Below are 16444 nucleotides of genomic sequence, written 5' to 3' on the forward strand. Positions count from 1 at the left end.
AGTACGGCTATGGATAAGTATGGGGAACTAGGGGATAGCCTATATTGCTATTCGGGGACAAATATTCTAAAAAACAAACTGAATATCCGTGATGAGCAGGTTTTAGAACAAGCGGAACTTGAACTATCAGGCTTATCGAGTAGCTTAATTGAATATGCGGAACCGCCTTACGATTTGCACTACTTACAATCTATCCATGCACAGCTTTTTGGCGATTTGTACGAATGGGCAGGACAACTTCGGCAAATTGATATCTCTAAAGGTGATACTCGCTTTTGTACATTTTCCCGTATCGAAATTGAAATAAATAAATTACTTAATCCACTTCAGCAGCAGAATTACTTTCAAGGTCTAGAACTACAACAATTTATACCTAAACTTGCTGATTTGTATTGTGAACTCAATGTCATCCATCCATTTCGTGAGGGTAATGGACGTACCCAACGTATTTTCTTTGAACACCTAATTGCCTACTGTGGCTATGGCATTGATTGGTCGAAAATCAACTCTAAAGAACAATGGGTACAAGCAAATATTGAAGGCTTTTATGGTAATTTGCAGCTATTAATTCAAATATTTGAATCATGTCTTACCCTACCAGACTAAAAAATAAGGGAGCCAAAGCTCCCTTCAATTAGTGACTAGCCAACTTGTTCAGAATCCATTAATTGACTTACCAAGCTGACTAGATAATTCAACTGTGCTCAATTCACAGCTCTGACACTCTGCTGCAACCCCTGCTGAATATCCTGCACAAACCCTTCATGCGAAGCTTGTTGTTCTACCATAAAGCTTTGCTCTTGTTCAGGATAGTATTCCTCCAACACATCTAGCCCTTCCTCTATATCCGTTTCAAACCTTGCATTCGCAAAACCTCGTCTGGCGATATGATCTACAGCCTCCTGATAGAATCCAGCCTGCTTGCTCTGTTCATCAATTTGCTTGGCCTGAGTAATGGCATCATTCAGGCTAATACCCTCCCGTAAAGTCAGATCCACGTAATACACAGGTTGGCGATAGCTTTGTGTGGTGCTTTTGCCTCTTAAAGTGAGTTGCAATGGTAGGCACGACAGTAAGCCTCCTGAAGCTGCACTGTAGTAACTCAATCGTGCAGCCAAAGTCCGAATACTATTAAAGCCAGTGGTTCTAAAGATGAAGGTCCCAAATTCATCCGAGTCATCCAAATTCACATGCAAGCGCCCATAAGGTTTGCAGTTGCCTCCTTGAGCCAAAGGACATAAATCAGGTGAAGGACACGGATGCTGTTCAACGCCTTGGTTGGTTAAACGCTGACAAGTTTGACCATCACCCACACAGATAGGTCGCCCAGTCTGACGATCAAACAAGGTGTACTCTGCTCGCAAGTTCAGATCAGGATCATTAAAGATCATGCGCACAGGAATTGAACGAAGCTTCTGATTGGGTGAATTCGCTCGAAGCTGTTCATCTAATGGGTGCTTGACCCATCCTTCTTTATTTTGGATTTGCGAGGTTATGGTGAATTGATCATCTTTTTCAGGTAGACGTTTGCCATTCTTTTCCACGACTCGACCAATACTGATACGTCCAAGTGTAGGCGGTGTGATCGCTAGACCTTTAATCATGGTGATACTCCTATATTTAATTCCTTACAGATTTGGGTGCTTCTATGTAGGTCAGAACACGGACCAAATAAGTGACCCAAATGTTAAAAAGCTGAGTTTTAGCTGCAAAGATCGCGACCGATTTGCTCTCTACACATGATGTAGAGAGCGGGGAGCGATTTTTGTGCATTTTTGATGAGGTGAATGATGTGGGCTTAATCGATATAGATGTTGAAGCGACGACTGCCCTGTCTTTTTAGTGGATATTGCTCAATGAGATCAGGCTGATACTTGAGCAGTGTTTTGGTATCCAAATAGATACTATCGTTGGTTTTCTTCCACACTACTGAGCCACGACTAAACGTGGCACGCTCTGCATCCTTCATCAGCATTTGGATTTGATGCTTTAGCCCATCAAAGCGTTCTTGTTTATGCTGAATCTCTTCTTTCAGTTTGATCAGCTGATCAAACATGAAGTTGGCTGTTTCATTCTGTGATAGATCTTCAACGGTCAGTGGGACATGACTTGGATACAACTGCTGAATGGCTTTTGCTGCGGATTCACTTGCATCCACGGATGGTGGCGTGTCCTTTTCCACACATTCCCAAAAGTAACGTTCCGCATTGATGATGTGTTCGATCACCGATTCAGAACGAGTGACTTTAAATATTTTGGTTTCATGCCCACAGAGCAACACACAAACATGGGCTGCCTGTTTACCAGTCACCGCCAGTTGATGTTGTACCTGACAAAGCACGTATAAAGGCACACCATCACGCCACAATTTTGCTCCATGCTCACCTGCTGTTTTGCATTCCAAAATTTGGACTTCATCGCTGCCTACTACGCTGTAATCCAGATTGGCTAACATAAAGTGTTTATCGGGATCAGGATGCTGAAGTACCGCATTGACTCGACGAACTTTATTATTGGTGTGCATGCTGTAATACTCAGCCACTAAAGGTTCGAGCTGTTTGCCCCAGTACAGTGGGGCAACACCTGTACTTTCATCTTCAATGGACTGAGCTTGTCGACCTGTTTTGATTAGCCACAGTTCTAGCATCGACATGTATGGGTTTAAGCCACATGCTGTTGCTGCATCACTGCTACCGATACCTTGTTTACGAACTTCAAGCCAGTCCTGATATTCCATTCCTTTGGTATTGACTAGTCGCTTGGCTGCTGTTGAGCGTTTGGTGGTGATGGTTTGATTAACTACGATCTTTGATCCTACCGTCGTAGGCTGATGGGAAATAGGTACAATTTGATTCATGGAATTATCCTTATTAATTCTGATCTCTGTAAAAGAAATGCATAAAAAGCCATACCCGACACGAGGTCGGGTATGGCGATATGCATGCTGATTCAGATTGTTGATTGTGAGTAGTAAGTAGAGAGAGTTACGTGTGTGCTGTACTCAGCGATTGTTGAGACTTGCGGGGTTAAGGTTGGATGAATTACATGAGCTTAGGCTATCAAAGATAAAGCCTGTTCCAGTCCACGTTGCTTAAGACCTGCGCCTGCACCAAACCAAGCTGAATCAAGACGATGATCGGTACTCATGGCACGTCGTTCATGATCCACAAATTCTGTGATCGAACACAGTAAGCCATAAGCCGTATCTTTAGCTGATGACAATTCAGCACCACGACCTTGACCATTAAACATCTCTAAAGCTTTATTCATGGCACGACCATTGGGTTCAGGCTTTTTCTCTTGAGATTGCTGCGCGACATTACGATAGAACTGAATGATGTTTTCTTCAGGATCGGAAATTGACATGGTGCTGTTGTTGAATACGGCATCAAAATAAGCTTTGGCTTCTTGCTGACTCACCTTACGCTGTGTGAGTTGTTTCATTTCATACATGTGCTCATCCCAGGCACGAACTGAAACACCCAATTGCTGTTTCACTTTCTCTGCATCGAACTTGGTGCTATGTGGAACTTTCACCACACCTGCACTATTGCTTTGTCCACGTAGCGCAATGGCTAACGTGTTGTTACAGACCACCCGGATACTTGTGAATTGTGCTGTCGTTGCCAACGTGCCATCACATGCAGTAGCAAGCAAGATATAACCATTACTGACATCCTTGCCTTTCAATGCTGTACTTTGCCCGGTACGTGCCAAAGCCCAGAACTTCTTCCCACCTTTCAAAACCCCTGCGGTTTCTAACTCAAAGCCAGATTGCTCAGTCAGATCCCGGTAGAACTCCAGAATCTCTTTAGGCTGAACTTCCTGATAACGCTGACTGACCACAGATAAAGGTGCATGTGTATCTGAACGGTATAACACTCGCTGCTCTTCAAAAGGCATGATGATGCTCTGACCACGTTCATTCTGTGCCATATAGCTGACGTTAGAGGATTCTATCCGCCAGTCCATCCCCGCTTGCTGTGCCCAGACTTCCAGTGGTTGATTCGGACTTAGCTGATTGCCTAGACCATGCCAAGGGGTTTCGCCAACATAGGCGATTTGTTCGATTTGATGTGCCATCGTTCTGATCTCCTATGATGATTCAACGAAAATTCTGCTGACAGTGATTGCAGTGATAGTAGGCCACGGTGATTGGCTTTTTCGGCTCATCAAACATGCTGCTGAATAAACCACCAATGACCGCACCTGCAAGCCCGCCAAGCAGTGGTGATACAGGCAAAGGTAAACCCTTTGAAATGGATGCACCAATGGTGGCAAACGAAGCTGATGCTGCTAGACTTGTGGAATCAGATCCACTCACTTGCTGATTAACAACCTGAATGACCTGATCCGATAAGCAATAAGGACAATTTAAACTCATAATATATACCTCTAGAAATGACAAAGGCTCACCGATTGGCAAGCCTTGCAAAGTATTTAAAACCTCGTTTTCACCTAGATAATGTATATCTGAGATTATTTTCATTTAGCGTCTATCATACTGTGCTCTTAACTGACCTTTACCAAATACTCTTCGTCCTCTTGGCTTAACGCGTAAGTATTGAAGAGTACGTTTATGATGATCAGCAATATATTCCATTGCTCTAATAAAATTTGCCACTTGAGTTGAATCGCGACGATGAATCACACCGATCCCTAGCTCATCTTTACTTCGAAGTTCCGCTACACGTTTATGGTTCCAACAATTATAGCCTTGACCAAAATCTCTAGTAATATCCTTCCATAATTCAATAATTTCATTCCCCCAATATTCCGCGCTTCCAGCACGGTAGGCATTATCATAGATGATTGCTAAGTGGCAATGAAAACCTTTACTTTTACCACCTTGTTCTATTCCCCATGCAAATCCAATTACATGTTTAAATATGCCATCTTTATTTTGGATACGATTAAGCAGTATATCTAAGTCCTTATAAATATCTTCAACTCTAATTCGACTAGAATATTCTTGCAAATACCCCAAGTCCACACGAGCGACTAATATTCGACTACATTTATTAAGTATTGATCTACAATATTTCTGCACTTCAATTTTATTTTCATCTTTCTGTTTTTCGATTATCTTATAATCTTTTTCAAAATCCTCAGATAAATCTAAAAACCATTTTCTGATCTCTCTATACCCAATCATTTCCAATTCATCTTTAAGATCAACCTCATCAGAGTCTATGCTTTGTAAGTCGTATCTCAGAATTACAAAGAATTTAAGATAACCTGGGTATTCATCATCAGGATCATAAATATCATTAAAGTCTAATAACAGATTAGTAAGCTGTGAATAGAATTCATCCCATTCCCTACTTCTTCTTTTAAGACATTTTAAGAAGTTCTCAATATCAAGTGTAAGTTGTGCCTGATTAATTAAATTTCTCATGTTTAAACCTATGTGTGTGATAGTTACATAGGTATAGGGAATTCAGTATATGTATACGTTTACTTTAAAATAGAGGGTTACCTAATAAACGATTAGATTAATAACCAAAGCTTTAGGGAGTCCAAATTCCTCCTGTAGTGCAGTACCTATTCTCCACATGAAAAACTTTTCCTCCCTGCTCTACGCTTAAATTCATGCAGGCTCTAGTCTCAAAAAAGCTAGAATTAAGGAATAAAATGAATTTTAGACTATATCGTTTTAGTACCTAATTTTAGTTATAAAAAAATTAAATTAAAAACTTATATTGCCTAAACATTTTTTATTTATAACCCCCTTATCCCTTAGTAGAAAGCTTTTAAAAATATAGTGCAAAACAAGGGGAAATAGAGTGAAAAACTTAGTAGAAAGTATTGTTTTTATTACCTAAAGTATGACGTAAGCTTTTTAAAAACAGGATACAAAATGCGCAATTCTGAACTAGACAATCTAAAATCATTCCTGACACAACTTCCAGATGAAGATCTTATCTGGGCACTATTTGTCTATCATCGCCCAAATATTGATAACAATCGCAGAATACGGGAGAGCAACGATGCTATAGAAAAAGACATAGCAAAACTGAACAGCCTAGATAAACTCAGGAACATAAGTAAATTTATAATTGATGAAATGAATAATAGTAGTGATGATGATATCTATTATTTTTTACGTGATTTAAAGGATTTTCAATCTAGAATCAAAATACATTCTTTTGACTTTAATAAAATTAAAGATAATCAAAGATTCTTACAATTTGCATGCAAAGTCTTGAATGAAAAAGAAGGAGATCGCTTAATTTTAGATATAAAAAATCTATACTTCCAGCTCCTTTATCTGGCTTATACAATCCCTTTTTATTATGAAAATTCTAGATCAATTGAAAATATATATTATCGATTTGACAAAATATATTCAAAATTCAACAGTCACTTTAAATCACCATGCTCTGATTTTTTTGTATGGGCTAAAAAGTATATTAATGAAAACTCAGAATTTAGAAAATACAGAAGAGATGCATCACATGTATCTGAATATGAGACTTTAATTAACTCAATATTTGATATTATCTATTATGAAGATGAAAATATTCACTATGCTCTAAGAAAAAAATTATATAACGCGTGGTATCAAAAAAAGCACCGTGAGGAGAAAAAGGTGAAAAAACCTAACTATTACGCATTAACTAAAAGAGCTAGAGAAGCGTTGCTTACATTAGCTTTCAAGAATGGTCTGTCCGAAGAGCAAATGATCGAAAGACTCATCAATGAAACCTATGCCAAAGAATGCTGTTCAGTCGATGGAGAAAACCTATATTTGTAAAAATAATCTTTCCACCAGTCACACCCAATCTAGTCCATTATATAACTAAGATTGGGTTTGTGCGTGCAGACCTAATGAAAATAGGTATCTTAATAAAATTTTATTGATTTAAGCTCATATTCACTTTGCTTAAAGCACTTTTAAACTTATCCCCAATATTTGGATCATAAAAGAAATATTTAGTAAGTACTGGTTCTAATATTCCATAGAAGCCATCATCTATCATGTCATTCACTGTAAATCTAATAAGCTTATAAAAATCAAAAATACTATTATGTTGATCAAATAAGGTTCTTTCCGAAATAGCAAAGCCATACTCCTCCATTTCTTTTTTGGCTATCTCAGAACAGGTAGGTTCAGCATCTAAGATGTGGATAGGGGTCTCACGGTATAATGGTTTATTTATGTTGTTCTTTTTGACCAGCATTAGATGCCATGCTCCTAGCAAGCTAACCCAAGATGCAAGGTTGGGTTTAAAGATCGGATTATGCCCTAACCTTGCCTCCACATTAGTAAAATACCTCGACAAATCATTTTTTTTGTTTAGATCAATAGTATAGATACGCTGATAATCTACTTTTTCCAAAGCTTCCAACTTGGCGTTAGACTTAATAACTGCAATGACTTTTTCATGGTCACTTAAATTATTCAAATCTACAATCTGCGACATTTTTAAATTTGATGCCAACAGCTTATTTTTAAAAATTTCTAATTCAAGAAATAGCATAGCTCTAAAGAATAACTTATCTAACAATTCCTGAGAAATCACCTGATAGGCTTTACTATACTTCGAGACCTTTAAGATCCCCATATCAAGTAATTTTCCAAGTACTCCAATGGCAATATTGTCATATTCATAGCTTAAAAACTGACTAACTATTTTATAGCGTTCATTTCCGCTCAACGGATTTATAGGTTGTCTATCCAATATGTTCTGCAAATCTTGGGCAAATTCATCAATAGGAAAATCCGCCTTATCGACTTCTGAACGTATCTCATCATTAAAAGCAGAGATAAAATTGCTAACATCATTCTCTTGCATCTTATCCGATTTACTATAATAGGCAATATTTAAGTCTAGCCCCATCAACAGTAAATGCTTGTAGTGCTCAGCTCTCAGCCCTTTATATTTTCTTGTAGCTAAAATTAGATGAAAAGAATCATTCAACCTTTTATAAAAATCCAATTTCTCATCAGAAAAGGTTTCTAGCGAAACAATATCGTAGAAGTATAAATAATCTAATAGTTTAATAGTGTTGATTTGAATGTCTGTTAGTTTTGGCATTGAGCTGTCTATGAAGAAAAAAGTTACCCTTATTTCCTCATTATTCGTCATTTCTTTTTTTTTACAATTATTTCAGTGAATTTAGTTAGTTATACCTTAGTTGTATGACTAATGATTCAAGAATTAACTTTTGAAAGAGTGACCAAATGAACAAAGTACAAATGAATTTATCAGACTATTTATTCATGCAGTTTAAAACAATGACTCCTACTCTCGAGCAAGTAGGAGCCATGTATTATCCTCATTTAAGTAAAGCTAAATTGCTTGAAAAGGCTAGAAACATGGATTTCCCATTCCCATGCTATAGAATTGATGATAGCCAAAAAGCTCCTTACCTTATCAACCTAGCTGATTTTTCAGAGTTCCTTTCAAAGGCCCTACGAATTAATCAACCCTACATAGACACCGACATACACCAAACGTGCAAAAACAATGGTTGATGGTGGTTAAAGATGTCATACCTCACTTCCAAACAGATACGTGAAAAATTCAATATCAAAGCAGCCGCTACATTATGGAGATGGCAACAGCCAAACCAAAAAATGTTTGCGGAGCCATTCCCGCAACCCATAAAAGCAGTAAAGGGGTCTACAAGTCTTTGGGACCGAGAGCAAATAGAAACATGGGAAGCTAAATTTTTTAGAAATAATGAAAGCCTAACTAGTTAGGCTTTCCAATTTATCCCACCATTGTTTATAAGCGATTCCCATCTCTTTCTGATAATCATGGTAGTCATATGTCCCTTGCTCTCCTGGCATGGTATGACCAATCATTAACTCTGCAATATCACGCGATGTAAAACGACTAAAATGAGTACGAGCTGTACGTCTTAAATCATGCATAGACCAATGTTTCATCTCAACACCATAATGTCTTCTTGCATATTGCATGACATTATACGGTAGCTTACCTGGACCATTTTGCCCATACATCTCTTTAGTCCCATTATTCACGAACATATAGATGGAACTATTCAGCTCCATAGCCTGCTGAATAAAAGGCTCAATTTCAGGCAATATCGGTCTAAGAAGAGGTCGCTTTGTATACTTACCTGTCTTATGGTTTTCAGGTGGTACAGTCCAAATTTTGCGTTCAAAATCGAAATCCGATTTTTTTGCCATCCTCAACTCACTATATCTATTAGCATAGAAGAGACAGATTTTAATAAACAGCGCATTTTTCAACGCCATTCTAGACTCATCGCAAATTTTCCAAATTAGTGCCACTTCGTCATCTTCAAGAATTCGATCCACTTTATTCTTTTTAATGTTGAGATCACGTTTTCCAGTTATATGACGTATCGGGTTATTCTCAATCAGCCTACGATTTACGCCCCAATCTAAGCACTGTTTTGTATTTGTTAGCAGTCGATCAGTAATTGATGCAGATTTTTCAAAATGGTCTTCTAGTAACTCTAACCACATATGTAGTGTAATTTGATCTGCTGGCAGATATCCATATTTAGGAAACACATACAACTCAAAAGACCGCAATTGTTGTTGTGCATTTTTCTTATTCGGCATGCAGTATTTTTCATGCCATTCTAAATAGAGCTCCTTAAAAGTTAGTGCGTTCGTCACTTTATGAACTTCTAACTTTTTATATACTCTTGGATCATGTCCTGCCTCTAGGACACCTTTCATTTTTTGCAACTCTTGCCTAGCTTGTAATAAAGTCAAATTGGGGTAAGAACCCAAGTCTAGGCGAGCTTGCTTACCCTCGTATCTGAAGCGCATTTGAAAAGTGATCTTACCTTTAGGTGACACACGTACACTCAAGCCATCTCTATCAGGTTCGACATGTTGCTCATCCCTAGTCTTACCTAAATTCTTTTTAAGCCATGTGTCCGTAAGTGGCATTTCACACCTGTGTACAAAATTTTAAATCAGAAAAAATAACATCAAATATGTACACACTCATGTACACAAAACTTCTGAATAAACTTAATTCAACTTGAAACATGATGCAATGGGTATAAGAAAAAAAATTTATTAAAATACTGTAATTTAATAAAATATTAATTTTATTTTGAATGCTTTTGAAATGGGTTGGAATAAGATGAATTATAGTGTGTTATTTGGGTGGGAAATAATAGCGAAAGTACGTCGCTGAGCGACCTGTGTCGCTAATTCTTCTTTAAAACTCATGAAAGACACCTACTGCAAAACTCGCAGTGCAAAAGATCAGATCTGATCAATATGGAAAATTGGCGATATTGTATCAGATTGACCATTAAAAATAATCAACCACATCGGGTTGAGTCAAAATCTTAGCGTGGCGTGTCTTGATGTTTTACATTGGATGACGACCTGTTTTTATCGACGATATAACGTATTCCACTGTCTTTTCTTCTATACTCATTGGCAATACGATAAGACCACAAATGACCTTATTCAACTTTCGCTTTCATGCTTTCTTCAAGCTGTACCACTGGCATCGGCATTCCTAACAAATATCCTTGTAACTGTTGGCAACCTAAACGTTTTAAAATTTCTGCTTGTTGTTCTGTCTCTACACCTTCTGCAGTGACTGTTAGCCCCAGTCGAATTGCCAAGTGAATAATACTTTCTAAAATAATTTCTTCTTTAGAGCCAACGCTCAAATTGCGGATAAATTCACGGTCAATTTTCAGCTCATCTACAGGTAGTTCTTTTAAATACAAGAAACTTGAATGTCCTGTTCCAAAGTCATCAATCGCAACTTTAATCCCCATCTGTCTCAAATGTTCAAAAGTCACGATACTGGCATCGATATGATGCATCGCTGTTGACTCGGTAATTTCAATAATTAAATTTGACGGGTTAATTTCATAACGTGCAAAAAGCGACTCTAAAGTACTAAATAAATGTTTATGCTCAAACTGGATGGCCGATAAATTGACCGCAATCGGATACAGCGGCATATTCAGCTTTTCCCAGTGCTGAATTTGCTTACAGGCTTCTTCAAGCGCCCAATAGCCCATGGCAATAATCAGTCCAGTTTTTTCCGCACCATTGATAAACTTATTTGGCGTCAGCATACCTAAGGTTGGATGATTCCAACGAATTAAGGCCTCAACCCCACAAATTTCACGATCAGTGGCATTGAATTTTGGCTGATAAAATAAGATAAATTGTTGTTCTTCTACCGCTTTATATAAATCATTGATCAGTTTCGTCTGACTTTTTTCTTCAAATTGGTCAGCGGTATAATTAAAAAATGAATAGGTATTCCGCCCTTGATACTTTGAACTCAACATTGCTGTATCTGCATTGATCAGCAGATCTTGTAGGTTCGCACCATGTTCAGGGTACATCGCAATACCAATACTGCCTGAAATATTGATTTCCTTGCCTGCAATCAAAAAGCTTTCTTGCATCAATTCCAATATTTTTTCAGACATTGCTGTCGCAGAGTCATTGCTTGCCGACTCAAGCACAATCAGAAACTCATCGCCACCGATTCGTAGCAATTTGGCTTGATCATCGATTAAACGATGAATTCGCGTGGCAATTTGAATCAGCAATTGATCACCCACATGGTGTCCAAACACATCATTGACCGCTTTAAAACGGTCGATATCAATATAAATAAAAGCAATTTTATCTTGTCTTAAGCGATGCTCTGTAAATAGAAAATGTGCATATTCAGCCAAAAACAGTCGATTAGGTAAACGGGTCAAATTGTCTTGTACCGCTTGATTGGCCAATTCTCGATTTGCACGCATCAACTGTAAACTGCGATGCTCTAAACGTTGTTCTAATACCGCTACACTAAAGGCTGCCATCAACAATAAACTGGTGACAAATAAGACAATAAACAGCAATAAATTATGGTTTATCTGCGCTGCCACCAATACATCCATCGAGTTTAGCGGTACAAAATCAACAGCAGCCATACCAATATAATGCATAGCCACAATGCTAAAAGTCAGCATTAATGCGACAAAGACATTCAAAATATTCCGTTTTGGCGAATATTTATTTTTAAACGTCATCCAAAAGGCCAAACCCGAACCACAGATCGCAACTAAAATTGAACAGATAACAATTAAAGGTTCATACCGTTGTTCATAGCCCTGAACGGCTAAACTCAGCATACCGGTATAATGCATGCCGGAAATGCCAAGGCCCATTAACACTGAACCTAAAATTAAACGAGGAAAAGGTAATGTCTGTCGTGTGGTTAACCACACAGCAAAAGTGGAAGCAACGAAAGCAATAAAATAGGATATCAGGGTCAGACTGGTATCGAAACTATGGCTTGAAGGCAAATGGCTGGCTATCATGCTTACAAAATGCATGCACCAGATCGCAGCACCTAAAATTGCACCGCTGAAGAATAAAATGACATTTTCATATCTTGGTCGTGTTCCACGAAACAACATTTGTTCGAGTGAAACAGCAAAGTAACAACTTAATAATGCAACTACGATTGAACCAGCGACCAGACTGTAATCATAATGAATATGAGTCATATCAAGCGTTCCGCTTAGGTTATCGTGGCACTTTCTTTAACCGAATTACCCAATCTATCTCTTCCCTTTAACTTGTTACGTTTTCAATTACTTACTTATTTTCCCTTAGAATCTATTAGTCTACGATAATGGTCAAGTCTTTCTTTCAAGATTTTAAGCAACTGATTAATTTAAAAAAAGAAAGCTTGATCAAGTTCACCAAAACTTAAACTTTTGATAAAAAATGCATCAGGTGGTTTTTATTTTAGAACAGTTTCTAACCATAATAAAATGAATAAATTAGATTGATTTCTATATTGTTTTCTAGATTTAAATCATGCCTCTCTACACAAAAAAATAGCGAGCCGTAGCTCGCTATTTCTCAATAGGTAAATTCATCTTTTCCGTCAAAAACTTAAGCAATCAGCTCAATATTTTTATGGATGAATGGCTTACTTTTTGGCTGCTGTTGTTGGATTCGTACCTTGTAATTTGGCATAGTCCATTAGCACATTCGCTGCTTCCGTCACAAAGACTTCTTCTTCAGGCAGTGCTGGACGTTGGTTCGCCTTCATTTTCGCACGTGCTTCCACCAATGCATCCATAGACGCTTGGTAGCTCTCCCAGTTGGCATAAGGCTTTTGACCCACCACTTTACGACGTTGATTTTCAGCATCCAAAGACTTTTGCTCTAGTGCCAACAATTCAGCTTTACGCTTCGTTAAGTCGAGTACCACACGCTTTTGCTCATCCGTCTTTTTTGCAATCGCTGTACGTTGCTCTAAATACTTAAATTGAGGATCAATCGTGACGCGTTGCTGAGATGACTTAATCAAATCTGGAACATAGGCTTGGATCGAGCCTTCACGTTTAAACGGTGCAGTTGGAATAGTATCCCACTGTAAAGCATTTTTCGATTTACGCTCACCAAACTCTTCATTGTAAATATCGACCAGCTTAATATCCGGTACGACCCCTTTATTTTGGGTACTGCCGCCCGTCACTCGGTAAAATTTACGTTGCGTTAAGGTTGCTTGACCATAGGCTAAAGAGTCAAGTTGTACCTGCGCTGTTCCTTTACCCGTTGTGGTACTACCAATCACCACACCACGCTCATAGTCTTGAATCGCAGCAGAATAAATTTCACTCGCAGAAGCCGAAGCCAAATTAATCAATACCGCCAATGGGCCTGCATAAGTTTGCGCGCCACCATCATCATCTTCAAACACGCTGACATTGCCATTACCATCACGGATTTGCACCACTGGACCTGATTTAATCACTTGTCCAAGCATACGTGCCACTTCTTCAAGTGAGCCGCCTGGGTTGTTACGCAAGTCAATGATGATGCCTTCAACATTTTGCGCATCTAATGTTTTTAAGGCTTTATTGGTATCTTCCGACACAGAACGGTAGTCTGTACCCGCACGACGTGCACGATAATTTAAATAAAACGATGGAATTTCAATCACACCAAACTTATGTTTTTTGCCATCACGTTCAATTTCAACGGTACGTGAACGCACGCCTGCATCTTCTTCTTGAATTACATCACGTACAATCGTGACATTTCGCGCTTGATTCATGGACGCACCAGCACCCAATAAACGTAAAGTCACTTTGGTGCCACGTTTACCACGAATCAGTCCGACAATTTCATTGCTCGGCCAGCCGATCACGTCCACCATTTTGTCGCCATCTTGAGCAACACCAACGATGCGATCGCCCGACTTGACTTGCCCTGACTTACTGGCTGGACCACCTTCCACGATCGTTTCAATTTTGGTGTAGTCTTCGTTACCACGTTCAGGACGAATCGACACCCCAATCCCTTCCAATTGCAACGTGGTTTGACGGTTCAATTCCATCGCATCTACAGGCGGAAAATAGTTACTGTGCGGATCATACGTCAACATCATGGCATTCAGAGTTTTATCAAGCACATCATCGCTTTTTAAACGACTAATCCGCTCTAACTGACGCGTATAACGCTTGGTTAAAGTCTGTTCAGGTGTTAAATCTTCCGGACCAGTTAAATCTTGACCATTTGCCAGTGTTGGGTCATCTTTTAAGGCTTTCTGTTTGGCTTTCTCTTCTTCTTTGCTGATGGTTAAATTGATCAGCTGAGAGACCAACATTTTATTCCAATGCGCACGCTGTTCTTCTGTCGATTTAAAGAATGGCGCTTTTTCACGATCGGTTTCGATGTAGTTATTCGGTTGATTTAAATTCTGTGGCTTTTTCAGCTCTTCCAACATATAGGTGTAGAACTGTTTTAAGCGCTCACGATATTGCGCATGAATCGCATACGGCCCTGTTAAATTGCCCGCTTTGAGATTTGCACCAAAAGTTGAACCATAACGTTTTTTATAATTTTCAATATCCGATGCCAAGAACAACGTATGTTCAGCGTCTAAACTATCAATATAAAAATCTAAAATACGGTTAGAGGTATTGGCATCTAAACGCTGATTTAAATAGTGTTGACGGTCTACCAATGTTGCAAGCTGACGTGAGACCAAGGCTTGCTCTTGTGTGGGCTGAATGGTACCCGCGCTCACTGCTTCTGTATTATTGGCAGCAATTGCGTCATTCACCACATGAGTGAAAAAGAATCCACCTGTCGCAATCGCAACGGCACAAGCTAATGTTTGAAGTTTCATAAATAATTTGTACTTCCTTGGTATTAAGACCAATATTACCGTGTTGGTTTTCGACCTGAATTGAATAGATTCAAAATCTTAAACAACTTAATATGTTTATGTCGTGTAGTTTTATCATATTCTCTGCTGACAAAGTGTAGCAAATCATTGCAGAATTCAGGTATTGTTTTTCCTTAAAAATTCCAACACGGACACCGAATATGATTGGCGCATTAATGCTCGACATTGCTGGCACAGAACTCACCCAAGAAGATATTGAACTATTACAAGCACCACAAGTTGGCGGCATGATTTTATTTGGTCGTAACATTGAATCTCCTGAACAAGTTCGTGCCCTGACCGACCATATGCGTCAAATTCGTCCTGATATTTTAATTGCGGTCGATCAGGAAGGTGGTCGTGTACAACGCTTAAAGCAAGGCTTCACACTCCTACCAGCTATGGGTAAGTTTGGAGAAATTTACTTAACTGAACCTGAAAAAGCTGTTGAACTGGCTGAACAATGTGGCTGGTTGATGGCAGCCGAAGTCCTTGCGGTCGGCATCGATTTCAGTTTTGCACCGGTGCTTGATTTAAATGATGTCAGTGATGTGATTGGTGACCGTGGTTTTGCCAAAAATATGCAAGACATTATTCCATTGGCAAGTGCTTTCTTAAAAGGTATGAAACGTGCGGGGATGGCATCTACAGGTAAGCATTTCCCAGGCCATGGATCGGTGAAAGCAGACTCACATGTTGCTGCTGCCATTGACCATCGTAGTTATGAAGAAATCTATCAAAAAGACATGCAAAGCTTTATTCAACTGCAACCACAGCTTGATGCCTTAATGCCTGCGCATGTGATTTATGAAAATATTGATCCTAACCCTGCTGGTTTTTCACCGTATTGGATTCAGAAAGTCTTACGTCAAGAGCTCCAATTTGATGGCGTTTTATTCTCCGATGATTTAAGCATGCAAGCAGCTTGTGTCGCTGGCGGCGCAGATGCTCGTATCCAAGCAGCATTAAATGCAGGTTGTGATATGGGCCTCGTATGTAATAACCGTGAATCTGCATGCATTGCGCTTGATGGAATTCAAAACTTGGCTCTTCCAAATCAGGAACGCTTAGAACGTATGCGCGGAAAAATCCCACAAATTGAGATTGGACAAAGCATTGAACTCGGAGCGGACTGGCAAAATGTGCGTAACCGCATTGTGGATTTTAAAAATCAATATTGCTAATCCAAGACTTTCAAAATTCTAGAAAATGGAGCACGACAAGGTGCTCCTTTTTGATTTATGATGAAGTCAAAATAAGTGCTT

Annotated in this window: 13 protein-coding genes and 1 pseudogene; 4 read left to right on the plus strand and 10 right to left on the minus strand. The window is 38.9% G+C overall.

Annotated elements, in window-relative coordinates; genetic code table 11:
- Positions 1 to 9: 9 nt before the first annotated feature.
- Positions 10 to 606 (plus strand): putative adenosine monophosphate-protein transferase Fic, encoded by a 597-nt coding sequence (locus FTU12_RS00560; protein WP_032007969.1) that lies wholly within the window; start codon positions 10 to 12, stop codon positions 604 to 606.
- Between the two features lie 98 nt (positions 607 to 704).
- Here the strand turns inward: FTU12_RS00560 and FTU12_RS00565 are convergent, their stop codons facing one another.
- The 5 genes from FTU12_RS00565 to FTU12_RS00585 form a co-directional block, all read right to left on the minus strand.
- A complete protein-coding gene (locus FTU12_RS00565) occupies positions 705 to 1604 on the minus strand; it encodes a hydrolase or metal-binding protein (RefSeq protein WP_180113532.1) in 900 nt (299 codons plus the stop codon).
- Positions 1605 to 1798: 194 nt separating this feature from the next.
- Positions 1799 to 2857, minus strand: coding sequence for a YqaJ viral recombinase family protein (locus FTU12_RS00570; RefSeq protein WP_180113533.1), 1059 nt, complete (start codon positions 2855 to 2857; stop codon positions 1799 to 1801).
- Between the two features lie 194 nt (positions 2858 to 3051).
- Entirely contained in the window at positions 3052 to 4083 is a 1032-nt protein-coding gene (locus FTU12_RS00575) for a DUF932 domain-containing protein (RefSeq protein ID WP_179994222.1), read from the minus strand.
- 22 nt (positions 4084 to 4105) lie between these two features.
- Complete coding sequence (locus FTU12_RS00580; protein WP_180113700.1) at positions 4106 to 4384, minus strand: hypothetical protein; 279 nt, start codon at positions 4382 to 4384, stop codon at positions 4106 to 4108.
- A 105-nt stretch (positions 4385 to 4489) separates the two neighbouring features.
- On the minus strand, positions 4490 to 5398 hold the full coding sequence (locus FTU12_RS00585; protein ID WP_178868278.1) for an inovirus-type Gp2 protein: 909 nt from the start codon (positions 5396 to 5398) through the stop codon (positions 4490 to 4492).
- A gap of 462 nt (positions 5399 to 5860) precedes the next feature.
- On the opposite strand from FTU12_RS00585, the gene FTU12_RS00590 reads away from it, so the two are divergent.
- Positions 5861 to 6757: a hypothetical protein gene (locus FTU12_RS00590; RefSeq protein WP_180113534.1), complete on the plus strand. Its 897-nt coding sequence runs from the start codon at positions 5861 to 5863 to the stop codon at positions 6755 to 6757.
- 100 nt (positions 6758 to 6857) lie between these two features.
- On the opposite strand, the gene FTU12_RS00595 is transcribed toward FTU12_RS00590, so the two are convergent.
- The gene (locus FTU12_RS00595; protein ID WP_180113535.1) at positions 6858 to 8093 is read right to left on the minus strand and encodes a hypothetical protein; all 1236 of its coding nucleotides are present in this window, start codon (positions 8091 to 8093) and stop codon (positions 6858 to 6860) included.
- A 95-nt stretch (positions 8094 to 8188) separates the two neighbouring features.
- On the opposite strand from FTU12_RS00595, the gene FTU12_RS00600 reads away from it, so the two are divergent.
- Positions 8189 to 8482, plus strand: coding sequence for a pyocin activator PrtN family protein (locus FTU12_RS00600; protein ID WP_178868017.1), 294 nt, complete (start codon positions 8189 to 8191; stop codon positions 8480 to 8482).
- A 216-nt stretch (positions 8483 to 8698) separates the two neighbouring features.
- Here the strand turns inward: FTU12_RS00600 and FTU12_RS00605 are convergent, their stop codons facing one another.
- The 4 genes and pseudogenes from FTU12_RS00605 to FTU12_RS00615 form a co-directional block, all read right to left on the minus strand.
- Positions 8699 to 9901 carry a site-specific integrase gene (locus FTU12_RS00605; RefSeq protein WP_178868015.1) on the minus strand — a complete coding sequence of 401 codons (1203 nt, stop codon included), beginning with the start codon at positions 9899 to 9901 and terminating at the stop codon, positions 8699 to 8701.
- Positions 9902 to 10117: 216 nt separating this feature from the next.
- A pseudogene (locus tag FTU12_RS16610) lies at positions 10118 to 10189 on the minus strand (hypothetical protein); the annotation flags it as partial.
- A gap of 242 nt (positions 10190 to 10431) precedes the next feature.
- The gene (locus FTU12_RS00610) at positions 10432 to 12498 is read right to left on the minus strand and encodes a bifunctional diguanylate cyclase/phosphodiesterase (RefSeq protein ID WP_180026003.1); all 2067 of its coding nucleotides are present in this window, start codon (positions 12496 to 12498) and stop codon (positions 10432 to 10434) included.
- A 431-nt stretch (positions 12499 to 12929) separates the two neighbouring features.
- Complete coding sequence (locus FTU12_RS00615) at positions 12930 to 15140, minus strand: carboxy terminal-processing peptidase (protein WP_180113536.1); 2211 nt, start codon at positions 15138 to 15140, stop codon at positions 12930 to 12932.
- A 200-nt stretch (positions 15141 to 15340) separates the two neighbouring features.
- Here FTU12_RS00615 and nagZ point away from each other — a divergent pair, with 200 nt between their 5' ends.
- Entirely contained in the window at positions 15341 to 16363 is a 1023-nt protein-coding gene (gene nagZ / locus FTU12_RS00620) for a beta-N-acetylhexosaminidase (protein WP_180088981.1), read from the plus strand.
- Positions 16364 to 16444: the final 81 nt, after the last annotated feature.

It is taken from the genome of Acinetobacter sp. YH12063 (genome assembly GCF_013419715.1).
Lineage (GTDB): Bacteria > Pseudomonadota > Gammaproteobacteria > Pseudomonadales > Moraxellaceae > Acinetobacter > Acinetobacter amyesii.